General features: G+C 71.7%; 13 protein-coding genes. 10 read left to right on the top strand and 3 right to left on the bottom strand.

Annotated features, from left to right (window positions below; translation table 11 throughout):
• Positions 1-239: 239 nt before the first annotated feature.
• The 3 genes from ABZ851_RS11340 to ABZ851_RS11330 form a co-directional block, all read right to left on the bottom strand.
• Positions 240-1,007 (bottom strand): enoyl-CoA hydratase-related protein, encoded by a 768-nt coding sequence (locus ABZ851_RS11340; protein WP_086719563.1) that lies wholly within the window; start codon positions 1,005-1,007, stop codon positions 240-242.
• A 132-nt stretch (positions 1,008-1,139) separates the two neighbouring features.
• Positions 1,140-2,285, bottom strand: coding sequence for an Ig-like domain-containing protein (locus ABZ851_RS11335; protein WP_361124976.1), 1,146 nt, complete (start codon positions 2,283-2,285; stop codon positions 1,140-1,142).
• Between the two features lie 271 nt (positions 2,286-2,556).
• Positions 2,557-3,801 (bottom strand): Ig-like domain-containing protein, encoded by a 1,245-nt coding sequence (locus ABZ851_RS11330; RefSeq protein ID WP_361124974.1) that lies wholly within the window; start codon positions 3,799-3,801, stop codon positions 2,557-2,559.
• Between the two features lie 316 nt (positions 3,802-4,117).
• On the opposite strand from ABZ851_RS11330, the gene glgX reads away from it, so the two are divergent.
• The 10 genes from glgX to treS all read left to right on the top strand — a co-directional run bounded on the left by glgX (position 4,118) and on the right by treS (position 24,322).
• The gene (gene glgX, locus ABZ851_RS11325; protein WP_361124875.1) at positions 4,118-6,373 is read left to right on the top strand and encodes a glycogen debranching protein GlgX; all 2,256 of its coding nucleotides are present in this window, start codon (positions 4,118-4,120) and stop codon (positions 6,371-6,373) included.
• Between the two features lie 143 nt (positions 6,374-6,516).
• On the top strand, positions 6,517-8,391 hold the full coding sequence (locus ABZ851_RS11320; protein WP_361124873.1) for an ABC transporter ATP-binding protein: 1,875 nt from the start codon (positions 6,517-6,519) through the stop codon (positions 8,389-8,391).
• Entirely contained in the window at positions 8,388-10,361 is a 1,974-nt protein-coding gene (locus tag ABZ851_RS11315; RefSeq protein ID WP_361124871.1) for an ATP-binding cassette domain-containing protein, read from the top strand. The genes ABZ851_RS11320 and ABZ851_RS11315 overlap by 4 nt, the downstream gene beginning before the upstream one ends.
• 222 nt (positions 10,362-10,583) lie before the next feature.
• Positions 10,584-11,276: a DUF4328 domain-containing protein gene (locus tag ABZ851_RS11310; RefSeq protein WP_361124869.1), complete on the top strand. Its 693-nt coding sequence runs from the start codon at positions 10,584-10,586 to the stop codon at positions 11,274-11,276.
• Positions 11,277-11,412: 136 nt separating this feature from the next.
• Entirely contained in the window at positions 11,413-13,251 is a 1,839-nt protein-coding gene (locus ABZ851_RS11305) for an ABC transporter ATP-binding protein (RefSeq protein ID WP_361124867.1), read from the top strand.
• A complete protein-coding gene (locus ABZ851_RS11300) occupies positions 13,248-15,230 on the top strand; it encodes an ABC transporter ATP-binding protein (protein ID WP_361124866.1) in 1,983 nt (660 codons plus the stop codon). Before ABZ851_RS11305 ends, ABZ851_RS11300 begins: the two co-directional genes overlap by 4 nt.
• Before the next feature lie 494 nt (positions 15,231-15,724).
• Positions 15,725-18,004, top strand: a complete 2,280-nt coding sequence (locus tag ABZ851_RS11295; RefSeq protein WP_361124864.1) for a M4 family metallopeptidase — start codon at positions 15,725-15,727, stop codon at positions 18,002-18,004.
• A 288-nt stretch (positions 18,005-18,292) separates the two neighbouring features.
• Positions 18,293-19,924, top strand: a complete 1,632-nt coding sequence (locus ABZ851_RS11290) for a M4 family metallopeptidase (protein WP_361124862.1) — start codon at positions 18,293-18,295, stop codon at positions 19,922-19,924.
• A 664-nt stretch (positions 19,925-20,588) separates the two neighbouring features.
• The gene (locus ABZ851_RS11285; RefSeq protein WP_361124860.1) at positions 20,589-22,592 is read left to right on the top strand and encodes an alpha-1,4-glucan--maltose-1-phosphate maltosyltransferase; all 2,004 of its coding nucleotides are present in this window, start codon (positions 20,589-20,591) and stop codon (positions 22,590-22,592) included.
• Positions 22,589-24,322 carry a maltose alpha-D-glucosyltransferase gene (gene treS / locus ABZ851_RS11280; protein WP_361124858.1) on the top strand — a complete coding sequence of 578 codons (1,734 nt, stop codon included), beginning with the start codon at positions 22,589-22,591 and terminating at the stop codon, positions 24,320-24,322. The genes ABZ851_RS11285 and treS overlap by 4 nt, the downstream gene beginning before the upstream one ends.
• Positions 24,323-24,448 lie beyond the last annotated feature (126 nt).

The raw sequence follows: 24,448 nt of genomic DNA, 5'->3' as shown, positions 1-24,448 counted from the left end.
CGGAACCGACGGAATCGATTGTCCGGAATCGTCGGTTCCAGCCCAGCGGCAAAACCTCGGCCAACGGCCGGCGAGGGTCCGGCGCACCCGGGCTGACCTGCCTGGACGCCGGGCCTCCACGGAAGCGGCCGGGCACCTCAACAAGGTTGCCTTAAGGCGCAATTAAGCCTTCCTTGGTTCGCCCACACGAGGCATTGCACCCGGCCCAAACCTCACAAGCACCCTCAACAACAGTTGTTTCAGAGGAACTTGGCCTTGCCCGGCCCTTCCTCGACGAAGCTGCGCATGCCGGTCTCCCGGTCCTCGGTCGCGAACAGCCCCGCGAACCAGTTGCGTTCGATCGTCAGGCCGGTGTCGATGTCGGTCTCCAGACCGCCGTCGACGGACTCCTTGGCGGCCCGCAGCGCCAGCGCGGGGCCGGCCGCCAGCCGTGCCGCCCAGGCGTGCGCCTGCTCGTAGACCTCCGCGGCCGGCACCACCCGGTCGACCAGGCCGAGCGCAAGGGCCTCGTCGGCCTTCACATGACGGCCGGTGAAGATCAGGTCCTTGGCCTTGGACGGGCCCACCAGCCGCGCCAGCCGCTGGGTGCCGCCGGCGCCGGGGATGAGACCCAGCAGGATCTCCGGCTGGCCGAGCTTGGCGTTGTCGCCCGCGATCCGGAAGTCGGCGCAGAGCGCCAACTCACAGCCCCCGCCCAGCGCATAGCCGGTGATCGCGGCGACCACCGGCTTGGGGATCCGGGCCACGGCGGTGAACGAGTCCTGCAGGGCCTTGGAGCGCACCACCATGGCCGGGTGGTCCATGGCCTGCATCTCCTTGATGTCCGCGCCGGCCGCGAACACCTTCTCGCCGCCCCAGACGACGACGGCGCGCACATCGTCGCGGCGGGTGACCTCCTCGGCCAGCTCGCGCAGCCGGTCCTGGGTGGCGATGTCCAGTGCGTTCATCGGCGGACGGTCCAGGCGGATGGTGCCGACGCCGTCGGCGACCTCGAGATTCACAGTCATGCGGGAAGGTTAGTACGCGTTAACGACATCGGGCCCGGTGCACTGCGTCACAGTGCACCGGGCCCGGTCGCCTTCCGGCCGCCCTGCGGCCGGGGCCGCCGACACCCCCTATGGGCGGCCCTCCTGGCGGCCCTACTGGCGGGCCTTCCACTTCTCCCAGGAGAGGTTCCAGTCGCTGAAGCCGTTGTCCGGCTGGATCGTTTCGTCGTGGGAGTTCTTGACGATGACCACATCGCCGACGACGGAGTTGCGGAAGAACCACGCCGCCGGGGTGGAGCTGTCGCCGCCACCGCGCTGGTCGAAGAGGCCCACACAGCCGTGGCTGGCGTTGCGGGTGCCGAAGGTCGCGCTGCCCGACCAGTAGTTGCCGTGGATGAACGTGCCGGACGTGCTCAGCCGCATCGCATGCGGGACGTCCTTGATGTCGTACTCCCCGCCGAAGCCGACGGTGTCGCCGTTCATCCGTGTCACCAGGTGCTTCTCGCTGATCACCATTTTGCCGTTGTACGTCTCGGTGCCCGGCGCGCCCGAGGTGATCGGGATGGTCTTGATCTTCTTGCCGTCGCGGACCACGGTCATCTTCTTCGACGCGGCGTCGACCGTGCTGACCTGGCTGCGGCCGACGGTGAAGGAGACCTCCTTGGCCTGGGTGCCGTAGACCCCGGGCCGCCCCTCGACGCCGTTGAGATCGAGCTTGAGGGTGACCTTGGTGCCGGCCGCCCAGTACTTCTCGGGGCGGAAGTCGAGCCGGTCGTTGCCGAACCAGTGGCCCTCGATGGGGACCGACGGCTTCGCGGTGACCTTGATGGCGTCCTCGACGGCCTGGGGGTCGGTGATACCGCGGGTGAAGTGGATCGAGACCGGCATCCCGACGCCGACCCGCTGGCCGTTCTCGGGGGTGTACTGGCCGATGAAGGTGTTCTTCGGGACGAGGGTGGTGAAGCGGGAGTGCTCGGCGGTCTCCCGGCCCTTGCCGTCCACCGCTATGGCGTCGACGGTGTACTCCGTCGAGGCGCCGAGGTGGCCGCTCGGCTGCCACAGGGCGCCGCCGCCCACTGTCTTCCCGTCGACCTCGTTGCCCTTGCCGTCCTTGACCTTGACGGACTTGAGCCGGCCCTTGTGGGCGGTCACCTTCAGGGCGCCGCTGGTGGCGACGTCGTGTGCACCGTCCTTGGGCGCTATCGTCACGGCCGCCTGCGAGGCGTCCTTCTCCCCGGCCTTGCCGGCCCCTTTGCCGTCCTCGACGTCACCGCCGCATGCGGTCACCAGCAGCACCATCGCGCCGACCAGCAGGGCCGGCGCACCCCCGCCCCTGACCGGCCACCGACGCCGGCGAGCCGGCACCCCCGAATTCGGCTGGACGTTCACGACTGCCCCTTCCCCCTCGCACGGCCCGCGGTGCCCCGCGCGCGGACGCGGACAGCCGCGCGCTTGCCGTTAGATAACCACACCGCGGTGACAGTGAACTCCCCGTGAACGTCACCGTTTAGTCCCAACTGCGGGGGTGGTGCGGAGGCAGGGGGCGGACGGCCGCCGAGGCGGCCGCCGGTCAGCGCCGCGCGGACCCGGCCCGCCACAGCTCCCAGGGCATGTTCCAGCCGCCGAGGCCGTTGTCCGGCGCGACCGTACGCTCCGGGGAGTGCTCCACCACGACGGTGTCGCCGACGATCGAGTGGCCGAAGAACCAGCCGGCCGGGGTGTGGGGGCCACCGCCCTTGATGTCCTTCAGCCCGACACAGCCGTGGCTGGTGTTGAGGCCGCCGAAGACCTCGGGCGGGGCCCAGTAGTTGCCGTGCAGGAAGGTCCCCGACCTGGTGAGCCGCATGGCGTGCGGCACGTCCGGGATGTCGTACTCGGCGCCGAAGCCGACGGTGTCGCCATCCATCCGCGTCACGGAATGCCGCTCCAGGATCACCATCGTCCCGTTGTAGGTGGGGTTCGCGTCGTCGCCCGCGGTGACCGGCAGGACGGCCACCACCCGGCCGCCCTGGCGGACCGTCATGGTGTGCCGGGCGGCATCGATGGTGCTGACCTGGTCCCGGGCCACCCGGTAGTGGACGGTCCGGCGCTGCGTCCCGTAGGCGCCCGGTCCGGCCTTCACCCCGCGCAGCCGCAGCTCCACGGTGATCACGGTGCCCGGCCGCCAGCGCGCCCGGGGCCGGAAGTCCAGCCGGCGGTGGCCGAACCAGTGGGCCGCGGTCTCGACGGCGGGGCGGGCGCTGACCCTGACGGCGCGTTCGACGGCCGCGCGGTCGGCGACCGGCCGGTTGAAGACCAGCGAGACGATCAGGCCGGTGCCGACCGTGGCGTCGCCCTGCGGCGAGAAGCGGGCGGTGAAGCGGCGGACGGGCACGGAGGTGGCGAAGGTGGTGTGGCGGGCCGAGCGCCGGCCCGCACCGTCCAGCGCCACCGCGTCGACGGTGTACTTCGCACCGGGCTGAAGGCGCCGGGCCGCCGGGCGCCAGGTCATACCGTCCGGGGCGATCCGCCCGGCGACGGGCTGCCGGCCGGCGCCACCGGTCCGGCTGACCTCGACCCGCTCCAGCCGCCCCTCGGGCACCCGGACCTCGAACCGCCCGTCGGCCCGTACACCGTGCGCCCCGTCGTGCGGGACGACCCTGATCGCCACCCCCGGGGAGCGCGGTTTGCTGCCGGCGAAGCCCTCGGCGTCCCCGCAGCCGGCCAGCGCCGCCGCCCCGGCGAGCCCGGCCGCGGCGGCGAGGACGACGCGGACCCGGCGGGCCGCCCGCCCCGCCGCTCGCCCGCCCGCCCGGTCCGGCAGCCGGCCCGGCACCCTGCCCCGCGCCCGGCCGTCCTCCCGGCTCCGTGCTCGGTCCCCTGCTCGGTTCTGCTGATGGGCGGTCATGTACAGGATTGTGACGGATGATCACCACATTGGGAGGTATGCCGTGTAACGGGATGTCACGGGCAGTGCGGGGCAGAGCGATGAGCCCCCGCCGGGGGAAGCGTGAGGCAACGCCCGGTTGCGGGAAGAACAACGGGGAGGGCGGGGGACACCTGCACGGCCGGACCCTCCCGGTGGACGCCGGGAGGTACCCCGTGCCGGGGCCCGCCGCCCGACCGAGCCATGAGCCGCAGGAGGCCGGCACGTGTCGAGCGCACCCGAGCAGGAGGCGGTGGCGGATGAACCACTCGCCCCACCCGCGGATATCCGCCCCGGCAGCCCCACACCACTGGGCGCCCGCTATCGCACCGGCCCCGACGGCATCGCCGGCACCAACTTCGCCCTGTGGGCGGGCGGCGCCGAGGCCGTGGAACTGTGTCTCTTCGACGACGCGGAGCGCGAGACGCGCCATGCGCTGACCGAGCTCACCCATGAGATCTGGCACGGCTTCCTGCCCGGTGTCCACCCCGGCCAGCGCTACGGCTACCGTGTCCACGGCCGCTGGGACCCCTGGAGCGGCGCCCGCTGGAATCCGGCGAAGCTGCTGCTGGACCCGTACGCCAGGGCCGTGGACGGCGACTTCGGCGCCCGTACGGAACCGTCCGGCGCGGGAGCGGCGCTGCCGGCCCAGCTCTACGGCCATGTCCGTGACTGGCCGGATCAGCACGTCGCCGACACGGTGCGCGACGACCGGGACTCGGCGCCGTACGTCCCCAAGGGCGTCGTGGTCGGCGAGGACACCGGGGACGAGGGCGGCATCGACGAATGGCGGGACGACCGCCGGCCCAAGACGCCCTGGCCGGATTCCGTGCTCTACGAACTGCATGTGCGCGGTTTCACGATGCGCCACCCCGGTATCCCGGAGCGGCTGCGCGGCACCTATGCGGGGCTGGCGCACCCCGCGGCGCTGGAGCACCTGGTCCGGCTCGGCATCACCGCCGTCGAGCTGCTGCCGGTCCACCAGTTCGCGCACGAGGACCACCTGGTGCGCCGGGGACTGCGCAACTACTGGGGCTACAACTCCGTCGGCTACTTCGCGCCCCATGCCGGATACGCCGCCACGGGCACCCGGGGGCAGCAGGTCGGCGAGTTCAAGCGGATGGTGCGGGCGCTGCACGACGCGGGCATCGAGGTGATCCTCGACGTCGTCTACAACCACACCGCGGAGGCCGGTGAGCTGGGCCCGACGCTCTCCCTGCGGGGCATCGACAACCGCGGCTACTACCGTCTGGCCGGCGAGGCCCGCCGCTACGCCGACTACACCGGCTGCGGCAACACCCTGCACGTCGTCCAGCCCCATGTCCTGCGCCTGATCACCGATTCGCTGCGCTACTGGGTCACCGAGATGGGCGTGGACGGCTTCCGCTTCGACCTGGCGGCCGCGCTGGCCCGCTCCCTGCACGATGTCGACATGCTCTCGCCGTTCCTCGCGGTGATCGCGCAGGACCCGGTGCTGCGCCGGGTCAAGCTGATCGCCGAGCCCTGGGACGTGGGCTCCGGCGGCTATCAGGTCGGTGCCTTCCCGCCGTTGTGGACGGAGTGGAACGACCGCTACCGCGACACCGTCCGCGACTTCTGGCGCGGCGCCCAGCACGACGTGCGCGACCTGGGCTACCGGCTCTCCGGATCGAGCGACCTCTACGCCTGGGGCGGCCGCCGGCCCTACGCCTCGGTCAACTTCATCACGGCGCACGACGGCTTCACCCTCCGTGACCTGGTCACCTACGAGCACAAGCGCAACGCGGACAACGGCGAGGGCAACCGCGACGGCACCGGTGACAACCGCTCCTGGAACTGCGGTGCCGAGGGCGAGAGCGAGGACCAGGAGGTCCGCGCGCTGCGCCGCCGCCAGCTGCGCAACCTGCTGACCACCCTCCTGCTGTCGACGGGCGTGCCGATGCTGGTCGCCGGCGACGAGATGGGCCGCACCCAGCACGGCAACAACAACGCCTACTGCCAGGACAACGAGACCAGTTGGCTGGACTGGTCGCTGCTGGACGACCCGGAATGGCGCCCGCTGGCCGCCCTCGCCGCCCGCCTCATCGCCCTGCGCCGCGCGCACCCCGTGCTCCGTCGCCGGGCGTTCTTCTCCGGGCGGCCGCATCAGCAGGGCGGTCTGCGCGACCTCGCGTGGTTCACCGCGGACGGCACGGAGATGACCGAACAGGACTGGTTCACCCCGGGCGCCACGCTGGGGATGTACCTCTCCGGGAACGACATCTCGCAACGCGACGCCCGGGGCATCCGCCTCGTCGACGACAGCTTCCTGGCCGTGCTCCACGCGGCCGACCGGCCCTGCCCGTTCACCCTCCCCGGACCGCCCTGGGCCCGCGCCTACGAACTCCTCGTCGACACGGCACGGGAGGACCGGCCGGGGGCGGAACAGCCGCCGTACCCGGCGGGCGGTTCGCTCACGCTGGCCGGGCGGTCGGTGGTGCTGTTCCGGGCCGTGCCGGGCTGAGGAGGGCCGCGGGGCGGCGGTCGCGCGGTGGGACGCCGGCGGGCGGCGGCGGGGCGGCGGTCGCGCGGCGCGGGACACCGGGCGGGCCGCCGGGCGGAAAATGGCATGAGCGTTGTCAGTGACGCGCCTTACGCTCGCGAGTGATGGCCGACACCGCGCAGACCTCGCCCCCGCCCGACCGGACCGACTTACCCCAGCGCTCCGCAGTGCGCTCGCTGTTGCGCCTGTGGCCGTTCATCCGCCCGGTGCGGGCACGCCTGGGCACCGCCGCGTGCGTGGCGATACTCGCCTCGTGCATCAGCCTGATCATCCCGCTGGTGCTCAAGTGGCTGGTGGACGGGCCGGTGGCCGGGCGCGACACGGGCGGGATATGGCTCGGTGGCGCCTTCCTGCTGCTCCTCGGGCTGGCGGAGGCGCTGTTGTTCGGACTGCGGCGCTGGCTGGTGGCGCGCCCGCTGGCCGGGGTCGAGGCGGCGATGCGCGAGGCGCTGTACCGCCATGTGCAGCGGCTGCCGGTCGCCTTCCACGACCGCTGGCCCTCGGGCCAGTTGCTGTCGCGGGGAACCACCGACCTTCAGCTGTTGCGGATGTTCTTCACCTTCCCGCTGACGTTCCTGCTCGTCAACGGGGTGACCATCCTGGTGGGCGCGGTGATCCTGATGGCCCAGCGCTGGTCTCTGGGCCTGGTGCTGCTGGCACCGGTGCCGCCGCTGATGGTGCTGTGCTCGGTCTTCGAGGCGAAGTACGGGCGGGCGGCCCGCCAGGCCCAGGACCAGGTCGGCGATCTGACCACGGTGGTCGAGGAGTCGGTGCTCGGCATCCGCATCATCAAGGGCTTCGGACGCCACCGCAGCCAGGCCCGGTCCTTCCGGAAGCTGACGCATGCGCTGCGTACCTCCGAACTCCGCAAGGCCCGGCTGCTGGCCTGGATCCTGGTCTGCATCACCACACTTCCGGAGATCGCGATCGGCGGCGCCCTGGTACTCGGCTCGCTCCAGGTGGCCGACGGCGAGCTGTCCGCGGGCACCCTCGTCGCCTTCCTGTCGACCGCGCTGGCGCTGCGCTGGCCCGTGGAGTCGACCGGTTTCCTGCTGGCCATGGCCAACGAGGCGGCAACGGCCACCGACCGGTACTTCGAGGTCATGGACGAGCCCGCGGTGGAGGAACCGGCAACGGGCGGGGGGACCGGGGGCGTAGGGGGCGGGAGCATACGGGCCGGGGACGCCCAGCCCAAGGACGCCCAGCCCAAGGACGCCCCCGTACCGCCCGGCACCGGCGGACTGGTCTTCTCCGGCATCGAGTTCCGCTACCCCGACGCGCCGCCGGACGCCCCGCCCCTCCTCCAGGACGTCACCCTGCACATCCGGCCCGGCGAGACGATGGCGCTGGTCGGGGCGACGGGCAGCGGGAAGACCACCCTCACGGCGCTGGTGCCGCGGCTGTACGACCCGACCGCGGGCCACATCACCCTCGACGGGCGCGATCTGGCGACGCTCAGCCGGGACGAGGCCCGTGCGCTGGTCGCGGTGGCCTTCGAGGAGCCCACCCTCTTCTCGGCGACCGCGGCGGAGAACGTGCTGATGGGCACGGAGGGCGCGCAGGACAGCGATCTCCGGCGGGCGCTGGCGGTGGCACAGGCCGAGGAATTCGTCGACGCCCTGCCCGAGGGCAGTGCGACCCAGGTGGGTGAGCAGGGGCTGAGCCTGTCCGGCGGGCAGCGGCAACGGCTCGCCCTGGCCCGTGCGGTGGTCGGCCGGCCGCGCTTCCTGATCCTCGACGATCCGCTCTCCGCCCTCGACGTGCACACCGAGGCGCTGGTGGAGGCGGCGCTGCGCCGGGCCCTGGCGGCCACCACCGCGCTGGTCGTCGCCCACCGGCCGTCCACGGTCCTGCTCGCCGACCGGGTGGCGCTGCTGTCCGGCGGCCGGATCGCCGCCATCGGCACCCACCATCAACTGCTCCGGGACAACGCCGAGTACGCCACCTTGATGTCCGGCGAGGGAGAGAGCGCCCGATGACCACCACCGCAACCGGCCTTCCGCCCGACGACCCCGAGGGGCACCGCTTCCCGCAACAACAGCCGCCCGCCACACCGCGCTCCCCGAAGACCGAGGCCACCCCGGAGACCGAGAGCTCCCCGAAGACCGAGGGCACCCCGGAGGACACGGGCACCCCGGAGGCCCCGGGCCCCCCCGCCACCGACCCCTTCGCAGACGATCTGCTCCCCACCTCCAAGGGGGCCTCGCGCGCCCTCCTGGCTTCCCTGCTGGCGCCGCACCGGCGCCGGGTCCGGTGGGTGGCCGTTGCGCTGCTGCTCCAGCAGGCCGCCGTGCAGGCCGGCCCGCTGCTGGTCGCCTACGCGCTCGACAGCGCGGTGCCGGCGCTGCGGGCGGGCGATCACGGGCCGCTGATCGCCGTGGCGGTGGCGGCGGTGCTGTGCGCGGTGGCGTCCGGCGGGCTGCAGTTCGGCTTCATCCAGCTCTCCGCCCGGGTCAGCCAGGATGTGCTGCTCGACCTCCGCGGCCGGATCTTCCGGCATGCACAGGCGCTGAGCCTGGACTTCCACGAGCGCTATACGTCCGGCCGGCTGATCTCCCGCGCCACGACAGACGTCGAGTCGCTGCGTGAACTCCTCGAGGAGGGGCTGCAGGAGCTGATCACGGTCGCGCTCTCGACGCTCTACATCACCGCCACCCTGCTCTGGCTGGACTGGGGATTCGGCGCGGCCGCCCTCGTCTCCGCCGGTCCGCTCGCCCTCCTCGTACGCTCCTTCCGGCACCGCTCGCACCGGGTCTACAGCGCGAAGTCCACGGCGATGGCGAGTGTCATCGTGAAGTTCACCGAGACCCTGAGCGGCATCCGCCCGGTGCAGGCGTTCCGCCGCGAGCGGCCGAACGACGCCGCCTTCGCCCGGCTGAACCACCAGCACGCCCGGATCAACGGCGCCACCTCCCTGGAGATGGCGCGTTACGTCGTCTCCTCCCGGCTGGTGGCCAACACCGCGGTCGCCGCGCTCGTCCTGTGGGGCGCCTACCGTGTGGCCACGGGCGGGCTGGCGCTCGGTGTGCTGGCAGCCGGTGTGCTCTACCTCCGGCGGCTGTACGACCCCATCGACCGGCTCGGGATGTTCCTCAACTCCTATGAATCCGCGGCCGCTTCCCTCCAGAAGATCGCCGGTCTGCTGGCCCTCCGCCCCGGCGTGCCGGAGCCCTCGGCCCCTGCCGCGCTGCCGGCCGTGGCGGCGGGCCGGCCGGGCCGCGAGGTCGCCTTCCACGGCGTCCGGTTCGCCTACCGCTCGGGCGGCGAGGTGCTGCCCCGCTTCGATCTGACCCTGACGGCGGGCACGACCGTCGCCGTGGTGGGTGCCACCGGCGCCGGCAAGTCCACCCTCGCCAAGCTGCTGGCCCGCTTCTACGACCCCACCGACGGCGAGGTGCTGCTCGACGGCGTCGATCTGCGCGCGCTGTCGGCCACCACCCTGCGCCGCGGTGTCGTCATGGTCACCCAGGAGGCCTTCCTGTTCTCCGGCACGGTCGCCGACAACATCGCCCTCGGCCGCCCGGACGCCACCCGCGCGGAGATCGAACACGCCGCGAAGGCCATCGGCGCCCATGACTTCATCACCGCTCTGCCGGACGGCTACGACACCGATGTCCGCAAGCGCGGCGGCCGGATATCCGCCGGCCAGCGCCAACTGGTCGGCTTCGCCCGCGCCCTGCTCGCCGACCCCGCCGTCCTCATCCTCGACGAGGCCACCAGCTCGCTGGACATCCCCGGCGAACGCGCGGTACAGCGCGCCATGGCCACCGTGCTGCAAGGCCGTACGGCCCTGGTGATCGCCCACCGCCTCTCGACCGTCGAGATCGCCGACCGGGTCCTGGTCATGGCCGACGGCCGGATCGTCGAGGACGGCCCACCGAAGGAACTCATCGCCGGCCGGGGCCGGTTCGCCGAGCTCCACCGGGCGTGGCGGGAGAGCGTGGGGTAGCCGGCCGGTCCGTAGGGTCCTCGACACGTGACCAGGCCCGGAAGGATTCCCGGCCCTGGACGGCAGCGGTGTACACGGGTCGCCGGACGAGGTGGGCGACGGCCCGGCGCCGAGGGCGGCGAGCACGGCCGTGGCCCGCCGACAGCGAGCCGGCGCCACCACGTGGACCGGCCCACCGTGATCCGTCTGGCGTCTGCCGCCCTCGTGGGAAAGGATGACCGAGTGAACGATCATCTAGTGCCGCACTCCCTGCGCCCGGTAAGCGGAGCTGCCCGCAGCGCCGTCGCCGCCTTTGTCCTCGCCGGTGTCGCCTGGGCGGCCGTTGCCCTGTGGCAGCTCCGGCTCGCCCTGTCCGGGATGCCTGCTTCCGGGCTCCCGGACCAGGGCGACGGCCGGCATCGCACGCTGACCGCCCTGGAGAACGGCTTCCACATCATCAGCGCCCTGGCGGGCGGGACCACGGTGCTCTGCGCGCTCGCCTTTCTGGGCTGGTTGTGGCGCGTCCGGGACAACGCCCGAGCCTTCTCCGGACAGCCGCCGCGCTACGCCGGGCCGTGGGTCTACGCGGGCTGGATCGTGCCTGTGGCGAACCTGTGGGTGCCGCGCGGCATCGTCGTCGACATCCACCGCGCGAGCGCGCCGGGAGAACCGCTGCCGCGCGCCGTGAACTGGTGGTGGGGCCTGTGGCTCGCCGGGATGCTGAGCGGTACGGGCCTGATGTACAAGGGTTCCACGGACGACGTCATCGCCCGCGCCTACCAGAACGTACCGCTGCTCCTGGCGGCGGACGCGGCCGTCATCGGCGCGGCGGTGGCCGGCATCTTCGTCGTCCGCGCCCTCACCGCGGCGCAGCAGCAACGCATCGGCAACGGCAACTCCCCGCGCGGCGAGGCCGCCGGCCCCGCGGCGGGCTGACCCACCGCCACCCGCAACACCACCAGTAGCGCGATGAAGGCAAGGCGAGGCAAGGCAGGCCCAGCCACCAGGGGACAGCGGGCATGGGGGGACGCACGGCGCAGGAGATCGGGGCGGCGGCAGAGGGGCGAACGGTATGACGGCGTCCGGCGGCACGACGGATCCGGGCAGCGGCCGGGGGGTTCCCCGCCCGCGCAGCGCCGGGCGGTATCTGTGGTGGCTGGTGGTCAGTCAACGGGGCCGGGTGGCGGCAGGCGCCTCGTACGGGAGTCTGTGGATGGTGGGGCTGATGCTGCCGCCGTATGTGCTGTCGCGGGCCATCGACGACGGGCTGGCCACCGGCCGGATGCCGGTGCTGCTGGGCTGGGTTGCGGTGCTGCTCGGGGCCGGGGCGGTGAACGCCTGGCTGGCGGTGATGCGGCATCGCACGATGACCCGCATCCGTATGGACGCCACGTTCCGTACGGTGCGTGCCGTCATGGCGCAGACGGTGCGGCTGGGGGCGGCGCTGCCCCACAAGGTGACGGCCGGGGAGGTCGTCACCATCGGGATCGGCGATGTCGCGGTGATCAGCCAGACGCTGACGATGACCGGGCCCGGCGTCGGCGGGGTGCTGGCGTATGCGGTCGTCGCCGTCCTGCTGCTGACCATCTCACCGCTGCTGGCCGCGGTGGTGCTGCTGGGTGTGCCCTTGCTCGCGGTGCTGGTCGGGCCGCTGCTGGGGCGGTTGCAGGGAGCGCAGACGCGCTACCGCGAGCGGCAGAGCGGGCTGGCGGCGCGGCTGACGGATCTGGTCGGCGGCCTGCGGGTGCTGGGCGGCCTCGGGGGAAAAGCGGTGTTCGCCGGCCACTACCGGCACGCCTCGCGGGCGCTGCGCGACGAGGGCTACCGGGTGGGTGCGGTGACCAGCTGGGTCCAGGCGCTCGGGCTCGGGCTGCCCACCCTGTTCCTGGCCGCGGTGACCTGGCCGGCGGCGCGGATGGCCGCCCAGGGCACCCTCACCGTGGGCGAGTTGGTCGCGGTCTACGGCTATGCGGCGGCGCTGGTGTTACCAGTGTCCTTCTTCATCGAGGGTGGCTACGACCTCACCCGGGGGCTGGTCGCCGCCCGGCGGGTCGTACGGTTCCTGGCGCTGGAGCCGGACGGCGCGGAGGCGGCCGTCGCCACCCGCGACGCGCCCGCCGTCCCGTCCGTGCTGCGTGATCCGGTGTCGGGCGTCGAGGTGGTGCCCGGGCTGCTGACCGCGCTGGCAGCCGCCCGGCCTGCCGAGTCGGCGGCGGTGGTCGACCGCCTGGGCGGATTCGCGGATTCGGCCGCCACCTGGGGCACGGTGCGTCTCGACGAGATCGCGGCACGGCAGCTCCGCGACCGGATCCTGGTGGCGGACAACGAGGCGGATTTGTTCGCCGGGACGCTGCGCGAGGTGGTCGGCGGGCGCCGGGACCGGGACGCGGAGGCGACCGACCGCGCCGTCCGTACGGCCCTGGCCGAGGACATCGTCGGCGGTCTGCCCGACGGGCTCGACGCGCCGGTCGAGGCGCAGGGCCGCAATCTCTCCGGCGGGCAGCGGCAGCGGCTGCGCCTGGTACGGGCGCTGCTGGCCGACCCCGAGGTACTGCTCGCCGTCGAGCCGACCTCGGCGGTCGACGCGCACACCGAGGCAGGTATCGCGACCCGGCTGCACGCCGCCCGTGCGGGCCGTACGACGGTGGTCACCAGCACCTCGCCCCTGCTGCTCGACCGGGCCGACCGGGTGTACTTCCTCGTGGACGGAAGGGTTGCGGCCGTCGGCAGTCACCGTGAACTCCTCGACGGCCAGGCCGGATACCGCCGCCTGGTCTCCCGCGGCGAGGACGAGGACGGCGACGGCGCAGGTCCCGCGGGCGCCGACGAGGTACCCGTGACCGAGGAAGGCGACCGCACCGTCCCCGCGGACGCGGCCGAGGTACCCGTGACCGAGGAAGGCGCGCGATGACGACGTCGTCCACCCCGCCCGGACGAGCCGAGGGCGCGCTCCCGGACCTCGCGGCACGGCAAGACCGTGCGGCACCCCCGGACCATGCGGCGCCCCCGGACCGTGCCGCACTCCCGGACCGTGCCGCGCTGCCGGTGGCCGATCCGGCCACGACCCGGCGGGCGGCGCTCCGGCTGATCCGGCGGGACGGCCGGGCCTTCGCCCTGCTGCTGGCGCTCAACGGCCTGGCCGCGGGCGCCGGCCTGGCCGGCCCCTGGCTGCTCGGCCGGATCGTGGACGCGGTGCGCGAGGGCGGCGGGGTGCGCACGGTCGACCGGCTGGCACTGGTCCTTTTGGCGGGTGCCATGGCACAGCTGCTGCTGGCGCGGTACGCCCGGTTCGTCGGGTACCGCTTCGGTGAACGGACCGTGGCGCGCGTCCGGGAGGAGTACGTCGACCGGGCGCTGGCGCTGCCCGCCGCGACCGTGGAGCGGGCGGGCACCGGCGACCTGACGACCCGTGGCACCTCGGATGTGGCCGCGGTTGCCGAGGCGGTGCGGGACGCCGCGCCGGAGGTGTTCATCGCCACGGTGCAGGCGCTGTTCCTGCTCGGTGCGGTGGTGGCGCTCGATCCGCTGCTCGGCGCATGCGGGCTGGGGGTGCTGTGCGGGCTGGTCGCGGTCCGCTGGTACCTGCGCCGGGCACGCACCGCCTACCTGGCGGAGGGGGCCGCGACCTCGGCGCTCGCCGAACTGCTGGCCGCCACCGCGGCGGGCGCCCGGACCGTCGAGGCCCTGGGGCTGGAGGAGCGCCGGACCACGGCGGGCGAGCGGGCCATCGAGCGCTGCCGGCGCACCCGTACCCGCACGCTGTTCCTGCGCAGCGTGCTGCTGCCCGCCGTGGATGCCTCGTACGTCCTCCCGGTGGCCGGCGTCCTGCTGGCCGGCGGCGTGCAGCAGGGGCGCGGTGACATCAGCCTGGGCGTGGTCGTCTCCGCCGCGCTGTATCTGCGCCAGCTGTCCGAGCCGCTGGAGACGATCCTGTTCCGGGTCGAACAACTGCAGAGCAGCGGCGCCGCATTCGCCCGCGTCGAGGGCCTGGGCGGGGCCTCGCGGAGCACCGCACCCGCCACCGCCACCCTCCTGCCCCACCCCTCCGGGGAACCTTCCCTCCGGCCTTCCCCCGCCGCACCCGTCACCCCCGCCGCACCCGTCACCCCCGCCGCGCCCGTCGACGACCGCATCGATGTCACCGCCGTCCACTACGCCTACCCCGGCGGGGACGACGACGCCCCGCACGCCGCCGCTCCCCGCGACGTCCTGCACGGTGTGGACCTGACCGTCCGCCCCGGCGAGCGCCTGGCCGTGGTCGGCCCCTCCGGAGCCGGCAAGTCCACGCTGGGGCGGCTGCTGGCCGGTATCGACGCGCCGCGCAGCGGCTCGGTGACGGTCGGAGGGGTGCCGATCGCCGCACTGGAACCGGAGGTGCTGCGCCGTCAGGTCGTCCTGGTGACCCAGGAGCACCATGTCTTCCTGGGCACCGTCCGGGACAACCTGCGCATCGCCGCGCCCGGTGCCGACGACACCGCTCTGCGCGCCGCGCTGGCCGCCGTGGGGGCCGACTGGGCCGAGGAGCTGCCGGGCGGACTGGACACCGGACTGGGCGCCGGCGGCCACCGTCTCGACGGCGCCCGGTCCCAGCAACTGGCGCTGGCCCGGGTGGTGCTGGCGGATCCGCACACCCTGGTCCTGGACGAGGCGACCGCGCTGCTCGACCCCCGTACGGCACGGCACACCGAGCGCGCCCTGGCCGCCGTTCTGAAGGGGCGTACGGTCATCGCGATCGCGCACCGCCTGCACACCGCCCATGACGCGGACCGGGTGGCCGTCATGGAGGCCGGCCGGCTGACCGAACTCGGTACGCACGACGAGCTGGTGGCGGCGAACGGCGCCTATGCCGCTCTGTGGCACTCCTGGCACGGCCGGGACGCGTCCGGCTGACCCCGGCGCTCGCTCCGCCCCCCCGGGAGCCCACAAAGACGCCCCCCGGAGACCGTCGAGGCCCCCCGCCGGCGGAATCTTCCCAGGACGGGATCCGGACGGCTATGAGCTGCGCTTCCCACAGCTTTCCGAGGTTTGAACGGGCGGGAACGGATCGCGCGGCCGATCACGGGCCGTCCGGTTTCCGAACACCGATTTCGCGCAACGGACGGTTTCCGGCCAATTCGTTGAACGGTGCCTGACAACAAGCCACCGGTGGTGGGACTCTTCCCCGCAACCGCCGCACGGATCCCCACAGCACCACATCCCGCGGTGGCCGCAGATTCCACCTGCTCCACCCGTACTGCCCGTACCACCCGTACGCCCAGCACCACCCGTACGTCTCCCCCCACACGCTCCAAGAGTTCTGCCTCGCTCTGCCCGGACGGCCGTCTCGCCGCCCGGTCCCCCTCGGCCGCCTCGCCACTTGGGCGGCCACCGCAGAAGGAGTCAGTGTGAGACGCACCCCCCATGGACGCGCCGTTGCGACCGGCGCACTCGTCGCCGTCACAGCAATGCTGGCAGTCGGCGTCCAGGCCGGTACCGGCACGGCGGCCGCCCCGCGGCCCGGCACCACGCATGCCACCCCCGATCCCGGCGCCCTGCCGGCCAAGCTGTCCCCGTCCCAGCGTGCGGAGCTGATACGGGCAGCCAGTGCCACCACCGCCGAGACCGCGCGGCGACTCAAGCTCGGCGCGCAGGAGAAGCTGGTCGTCAAGGACGTCTCGAAGGACGTCGACGGCACCGTCCACACCCGCTACGAGCGCACCTACGACGGGCTGCCCGTCCTCGGCGGCGACCTCGTGGTGCACGAGAACAAGGGCGGCACGCTCAAGGGCGTCACCAAGGCCGTGCGCTCCCAGATCAAGGTCGCGAGCACCACCGCGAAGGTGAAGCCGGCCGCGGCCGAGGCGAAGGCCGTCACCTCCGCGCGGGCACTCGGGTCGAAGAAGACCGAGGCCGCGAAGGCGCCGCGCAAGGTGGTCTGGGTCGCCGACGGCAAGCCGCTGCTGGCGTACGAGACGGTGGTCGGCGGGCTGCAGGACGACGGCACCCCCAGCCAGTTGCACGTCATCACGGATGCCACGACCGGCGCCAAGATCTTCGAGTACCAGGGGATCGAGAAGGGCGTCGGCAACAGCGAGTACAGCGGCAAGGTCACCATCGGGACCTCGGGCTCGGCGCCGAACTTCTCGATGACCGACGCCACCCGCGGCAACCACAAGACGTACGACCTCAAGCACGGCTCCTCCGGGACCGGCACGCTGTTCACCGACGCGGACGACACCTGGGGCGACGGCACGCCGCAGAACGCCCAGACGGCCGGTGTCGACGCGGCCTACGGCGCGCAGGAGACCTGGGACTACTACAAGAACGTGCACGGCCGCAGCGGCATCCGCGGTGACGGCGTGGGCGCCTACTCCCGTGTGCACTACGGCAACAGCTACGTCAACGCCTTCTGGGACGACGGCTGCTTCTGCATGACGTACGGCGACGGCAGCGGCAACAACTCCCCGCTGACCGCCATCGACGTGGCCGGCCACGAGATGTCGCACGGTGTCACCGCGGCCACCGCCGACCTCACCTACAGCGGTGAGTCCGGCGGCCTCAACGAGGCGACCTCGGACATCTTCGGCACCGCGGTGGAGTTCTACGCCAACAACGCCTCCGATCCCGGTGACTACCTCATCGGCGAGAAGATCGACATCAACGGCGACGGCACCCCGCTGCGTTACATGGACAAGCCGTCCAAGGACGGTGCCTCGGCCGACTACTGGTCGAGCAACGTCGGCAACAAGGACGTGCATTACTCGTCCGGTGTCGCCAACCACTTCTTCTACCTGCTGTCCGAGGGCAGTGGCCCGAAGGACATCGGCGGCGTCCACTACGACAGCCCGACCTCCGACGGTCTGCCGGTCCCGGGCATCGGCCGGGCCAACGCCGAGAAGGTGTGGTTCAAGGCACTCAGCCAGTACATGAGCGCCAACACCAACTACGCGGGCGCGCGCGACGCCACCCTGAAGGCCGCGGCGGACCTCTTCGGCCAGGGCAGCGCGTCGTACAACACGGTCGCCAACACCTGGGCGGCGGTCAACGTCGGCACCCGCGTGCCGGACGGCGGCGGGGTCACCGTCACCAACCCGGGCAACCAGACCAGCACCGTGGGCCAGGCGGCGAGCCTGCAGATCAAGGCGAGCAGCGGCACCGCGGGCGCGCTGTCGTACGCGGCGACCGGCCTGCCCGCCGGGCTGTCGCTCAACGCGACCACCGGTCTGATCTCCGGTACGCCGACCACGGCCGGCACCAGCAATGTGACGGTCACGGTCACCGACGCCGCGAAGAAGACCGGTACCGCCGCCTTCACCTGGACGGTCAACGCGACCGGCGGCGGCAGCGTCTTCGAGAACGCCGACGACGTGGCGATCCCGGACGCGGGCGCGGCGGTCACCTCGCCGATCAATGTCAGCCGCACCGGCAATGCGCCGAGCACCCTCAAGGTCGGGGTGGACATCGTGCACAGCTACCGCGGTGACCTGGTCGTGGACCTGATCGCCCCGGACGGCACGGCCTACCGGCTGAAGAACGCCAGCGCCTTCGACTCGGCGGCCGACGTGAAGACCACCTACACGGTCAACGCCTCCACGGAGAAGGCCTCCGGCACCTGGAAGCTGCGGGTTCAGGACGTCTACTCCCAGGACACCGGCTACATCAACGGCTGGAAGCTGACGTTCTGACCGCACCTCGGCACCCGGCCGTCACCTTGGTGTGACACAAGCGGGTCGGCGGATCGCCGCAGCTCACAACTGACCTGCTGGGCAAGGCTGTTGGGCGTCATCCCCGGATCTTCGGGGGTGGCGCCCAGCTCCGTTATACGAACGGCGCTCACCTCTCTACGGACATTTTTCAGCCAATTCCCGAACACCCTCCTGACATGCACGCGTTCGAATGGCAGTCTTCCCGAACGCACGTCACACCCGCATCGCTTTGCACCCCCACCTCTTGGCAAAGTTGAAGGAGCACGCGTGACCCCCCACATGTCCCGTAAGACCCGCATCGCCGGTATCTCCCTCGCGGCGGCGGCCCTCGTGGCCGCCGGCATCACCGCGGGCACCGCCGGTGCCTCCACCGTCCAGGCCCCCACCGCGGACGGTTCGCCGCTCAAGCTGAGCGCCTCGCACCGCGCGGAACTGCTGCGTGACGCGAGCGCCACCAAGGCGCAGACCGCCAAGGAACTCGGCCTGGGCTCGCAGGAGAAGCTGGTCGTCAAGGACGTCATCAAGGACGCCGACGGCACCACGCACACCCGCTACGACCGCACCTACGCCGGCCTTCCGGTCCTCGGCGGCGACATGGTCGTGCACACCGCCAAGGGCGGCGCGATCAAGAGCACCACCAAGTCGACCAAGAAGTCGGTCAAGGTGGCCTCCATCACGGCGAAGATAGCCCCGACCGCCGCCGCGCAGTCGGCGCAGGGCACCGCGGTGAAGTCGCTCAGCGGCAAGAAGGCCGACGCGCAGACGCCCAAGAAGGTCGTCTGGGCCGCCTCCGGCAACCCCGTCCTCGCCTACGACACCGTCGTCAAGGGCGTCAAGAAGGACGGCACCCCCAGCCGGATGCACATCATCACCGACGCCAACAGCGGCAAGAAGATCTTCCAGTACGACGACATCCGCACCGGCAAGGGCGAGAGCGAGTTCAGCGGCTCCGTCGACCTGGGCACCTCCAAGGAGGGCAGCGGCTTCACGCTGACCGACGCCGACCGCGGTGGTCACAAGACCCTCAACCTCGGCAACAGCGAGTCCGGCGAGGGCAAGGCCTTCACGGACGAGGACGACAAGTGGGGCACCGGCAAGCCGGACGACCCGCAGACCGCGGCCGTCGACGCCCACTACGGTGCCGCCGAGACCTGGGACTACTACAAGAAGGTCCAGGGCCGCAACGGCATCAAGGGCGACGGCAAGGGTGCCACCTCGCGCGTCCACTACGGCAAGAACTACGTCAACGCCTTCTGGGACGACGACTGCTTCTGCATGTCGTACGGCGACGGTGAGGGCGACAAGGCCCCGCTGACCGCTCTCGACGTCGCGGCGCACGAGATGTCGCACGGTGTCACCGCCGCCACCGCCAACCTCACCTACAGCGGTGAGTCCGGCGGCCTGAACGAGGGCACCTCGGACATCTTCGGCACGTCGGTCGAGTTCTACGCCAAGAACGACAAGGACCCGGGCGACTACCTCATCGGCGAGAAGATCAACATCAACGGTGACGGCAAGCCGCTGCGCTACATGGACAAGCCGTCCAAGGACGGTCAGTCGAAGGACTTCTGGGACTCCAGCACCGGTGGTCTCGACCCGCACTACTCCTCGGGCGTGGCCAACCACTTCTTCTACCTGCTGTCCGAGGGCAGCGGCCCGAAGGAGATCGGTGGCGTCAAGTACGACAGCCCCACGAAGGACGACAAGAAGGTCGAGGGCATCGGCCGGGACAAGGCCGAGAAGATCTGGTTCAAGGCCCTGACCGAGTACATGACCTCGAACACCGACTACAAGGCGGCCCGTGAGGCGACCGTCAAGGCGGCCACCGACCTGTACAAGGCCGGCAGCCCCGAGGTCAAGGGTGTCGAGGCCGCGTGGGACGGCGTCGCCGTCAAGTAACACCCCGCGTGCACACGCACTGATCCTTTCGGGGTGAGACCACCCCGCAGCGAGCGGTGTCCGGAGAGAACGTCTCCGGGCACCGCTTTCGCGCGTCCGGGGAGCGTTTGGGCCGCTCCCTGCGGGGCAGCTCCTACCGCCGCGTCCCGTGATATGGCCGATTTCACCCCCTCATGCGCTCTTGTACGGACTACCTCCTGGGGGGAGGCTGCGGTGTGGGCGCCGAGGGAAACCGGCGCGGCACCGGACATCCGCACACCGCAACTCCGCTGTGATCAGACCGAGTTGAGGAGGCGAACGCCGACCGTGTCAGCGCAGCGCCGCAGCCTTACGCGAGGGGGCGGCAGGGTGTTTGCCGCCGCACGGCGGGCCCGTGGCCACCTCCCCGTGGGGCGCCCTCCGCCGGACCGCCCGGCGGCAGCCCGGCCGCCGCCCACGGGGACGGCGCACCGGGCACACCGTGCTCACCCGCACCACCCACCCGCACAGCGTCCACCGGGGGAACCACCGACCGGAGGCCGGAGGAGCGCCGACCCGCCCCGCCGTGTCATCCGCCAGCCGAGTGAAAGCGGACAGGAGCGCCCATGCGCGCACCCGGCACCCCCGCCGCGGAGCGGATACAAAGGACAAAACCTAGCAAAGCGCCACAAACTCAGGTGAGCCCATGATCGGTCGCATTCCTGTTCTGGACATCCGCCCGCAGATCGATTGCGGCCGCCGCCCGGCGAAGGCGGTGGTGGGCGAGACCTTCGAGGTATCGGCCACCGTCTTCCGCGAAGGGCATGACGCCGTCGCGGCGAATGTCGTGCTGCGCAATCCAGCCGGCCGCTGCGGCCCCTGGACCCCGATGCGGGAGCAGGCACCCGGCAGCGACCGGTGGAGCGCCGAGGTCACCCCCGGCGTCGAGGGCCGCTGGTCGTTCACCGTCGAGGCCTGGTCCGATCCGGTCACCACCTGGCGGCGGCACGCCGCCGTGAAGATCCCGGCGGGCATCGACACCGAGCTGGTGCTCGCCGAGGGCGCCGACCTCCACGAGCGGGCCGCCTCGGAGGTCCCCAAGAGCGACGGCCGGGAGTCGGTGCTCAGCGCCGTGGACACCCTGCGCAACCCCGAGCTGCCCGCCGCGACCCGGCTCGCCGCGGCGCTCTCCCCCCAGGTCACCGCGGCGCTGGACCGCCACCCGCTGCGCGAACTGCTGACCGTCTCGCGCCCGATGCCGCTGGTCGTGGAGCGCCGGCGGGCCCTGTACGGCTCGTGGTACGAGCTCTTCCCGCGCTCCGAGGGCGCCACCGTGGCCCCGGACGGCACCGCCGTCAGCGGGACCCTGCGCACCGCCGCCGAGCGGCTGCCGGCCGTCGCCGCCATGGGCTTCGATGTCGTCTATCTGCCGCCGGTCCACCCCATCGGCACCTCCTTCCGCAAGGGCCCCAACAATGCGCTGTCGGCGGGCCCGGACGACGTCGGCTCCCCCTGGGCCATCGGCTCGGCGGCCGGCGGCCATGACGCCCTCCACCCGGACCTGGGCACCTTCGAGGACTTCGACCACTTCGTCCGCACCGCCCGCGAGCTGCGGATGGAGGTGGCGCTGGACTTCGCGCTGCAGTGCTCGCCCGACCACCCCTGGGTCACCCTGCACCCCCAGTGGTTCCACCGCCGCGCCGACGGCTCGGTCGCCTACGCCGAGAACCCGCCGAAGAAGTACCAGGACATCTACCCGATCGCCTTCGACGCCGATTTCCGCGGGCTGGTCCGCGAGACCGAACGCCTGCTGCGCTTCTGGATGGCCAAGGGCGTACGGATCTTCCGGGTGGACAACCCCCACACCAAACCGGTGGCCTTCTGGGAGAAGGTGATCGGCGAGATCAACCGCACCGACCCGGACGTGCTCTTCCTCGCCGAGGCCTTCACCCGCCCCGCCATGCTGCACACCCTCGCCCGGATCGGCTTCCACCAGTCGTACACGTACTTCACCTGGCGCAACACCAAGCAGGAGCTGACCGAGTACCTGACCGAGCTGTCCGGCGAGAGCGCGAGCTATCTGCGGCCCAACTTCTTCGTGAACACCCCGGACATCCTGCACGCCTACCTCCAGGAGGGCGGCCGCAGCGCCTTCGAGGTACGCGCCGTTCTGGCCGCCACCCTCTCCCCCACCTGGGGCGTCTACGCCGGATACGAGCTGTGCGAGGCGACGCCGCTGCGCCGCGGCAGCGAGGAGTACCTCGACTCGGAGAAGTACCAGCTGAGGCCGCGCGAGTGGGATGCGGCGGCCAGAGCGGGGCACACCATCGCCCCCCTGATCACCACGCTCAACCGTATCCGCCGCCAGCACCCTGCCCTGCAGCAGCTGCGCAACCTGCACTTCCACCACGTCGACAACGACGCCGTCCTCGCCTTCTCCAAGCACGAGGGGCACGGCGACCGGGCCGACACGGTGCTCACGGTGGTCAACCTCGACCCGCACCACACCCACGAGGCGACGGTGTCGTTGGACATGCCGGAACTCGGCCTCGGCCGGCACGAGTCCTTTCCGGTGCGCGACGAGCTCACCGGCGACACCTACCACTGGGGCAGGGACAACTATGTGCGCCTGGAGCCGGGCCGCTCTCTCGCGCCCGCCCATGTGCTGTCGCTGCGACCGTCCTCACCGATCGGAGGGTCACCCAATTGATCGTCAATGAGCCTGTCCCCGACACGTTCGAGGACACCCCGGCGAAGGACCGCGATCCCGACTGGTTCAAACGGGCCGTCTTCTACGAAGTCCTGGTGCGTTCCTTCCAGGACAGCAATGGCGACGGCATCGGCGACCTCAAAGGCATCACGGCGAAGCTCGACTATCTGCAGTGGCTGGGGGTGGACTGCCTCTGGCTGCCGCCTTTCTTCAAATCCCCCCTGCGGGACGGCGGTTACGATGTCGCCGATTACACCGCGGTGCTTCCCGAGTTCGGCGATCTGGCCGACTTCGTGGAATTCGTGGACGCCGCGCACCACCGCGGCATGCGGGTGATCATCGACATGGTGATGAACCACACCAGCGACCAGCACCCGTGGTTCCAGGAGTCGCGCACCGACCCGGAGGGCCCGTACGGCGACTATTACATGTGGGCCGACGACGACAAGCAGTACCCGGACGCCCGCATCATCTTCGTCGACACCGAGGCCTCCAACTGGACCTTCGACCCGGTCCGCAAGCAGTACTTCTGGCACCGCTTCTTCTCCCACCAGCCGGATCTCAACTACGAGAACCCGGCGGTCCAGGAGGAGATGATCTCCGCCCTGCGCTTCTGGCTCGACCTGGGGATCGACGGCTTCCGGCTGGACGCGGTGCCCTACCTCTACGCCGAGGAGGGCACCAACTGCGAGAACCTGCCGGCCTCGCACGCCTTCCTCAAGCGGGTCCGCGCGGAGATCGACGCCCATTACCCGGACACCGTGCTGCTGGCCGAGGCCAATCAATGGCCGGAGGACGTCGTCGACTACTTCGGCGATTACGGCGTCGGCGGCGACGAATGCCATATGGCCTTCCACTTCCCGGTCATGCCGCGCATCTTCATGGCGGTGCGCCGCGAATCGCGCTATCCGGTGTCGGAAATCCTCGCCAAGACCCCGGCGATTCCGTCCGGCTGCCAGTGGGGCATCTTCCTGCGCAACCACGACGAGCTGACCCTCGAAATGGTCACGGACGAAGAGCGCGACTACATGTACGCGGAGTACGCCAAGGACCCGCGGATGCGGGCCAATATCGGTATCCGCCGGCGGCTGGCCCCGCTGCTCGACAACGACCGCAATCAGATCGAGCTCTTCACCGCCCTGCTGCTGTCCCTGCCGGGTTCGCCGATCCTCTATTACGGCGACGAGATCGGCATGGGCGACAACATCTGGCTCGGCGACCGCGACGCGGTGCGGACGCCGATGCAGTGGACGCCGGACCGCAACGCCGGGTTCTCCTCCTGCGACCCGGGCCGGCTCTCGCTGCCGACGATCATGGATCCGGTCTACGGATACCAGGTCACCAATGTCGAGGCCGCGATGAGTTCGCCGTCCTCGCTGCTGCACTGGACCCGCCGGATGATCGAGATCCGGAAGCAGAACCCCGCGTTCGGGCTCGGCAGCTACACCGAGCTGTCCTCCACCAATCCGGCGGTGCTGGCCTTCCTGCGGGAGGCGCCGGGCGCCGCCGGCGCGGACGACGACCTGGTGCTGTGCGTGCACAACTTCTCGCGCTTCGCCCAGCCCACCGAGCTGGACCTGCGGTCGTTCAGCGGCCGCCATCCGGTGGAACTCATCGGCGGCGTCCGCTTCCCCGCCATCGGGGAGCTGCCGTACCTGCTGACCCTCGCGGGCCACGGGTTCTACTGGTTCCGGCTGCGCAGGAACTCCGGACAGTCTCCGGCGCCCTGACCGGGGCACGGGCCGGAAAGACGCCCGTACGCGGCCGCCTGGCGCGTACGGGCGTTTTTTGACCTTTCGCCCGGGCACCCTCCCTAAGGGTTGTCCCGTACAGGCCGGGTGAACCGTCGCCGGTCC

The organism is Streptomyces sp. NPDC047049 (assembly GCF_040643995.1).
Taxonomy (GTDB): Bacteria; Actinomycetota; Actinomycetes; order Streptomycetales; family Streptomycetaceae; genus Streptomyces; species Streptomyces mooreae.
Note: the sequence above shows the minus strand (reverse complement) of the source record. Positions and strands in the feature narration are given on the sequence as shown.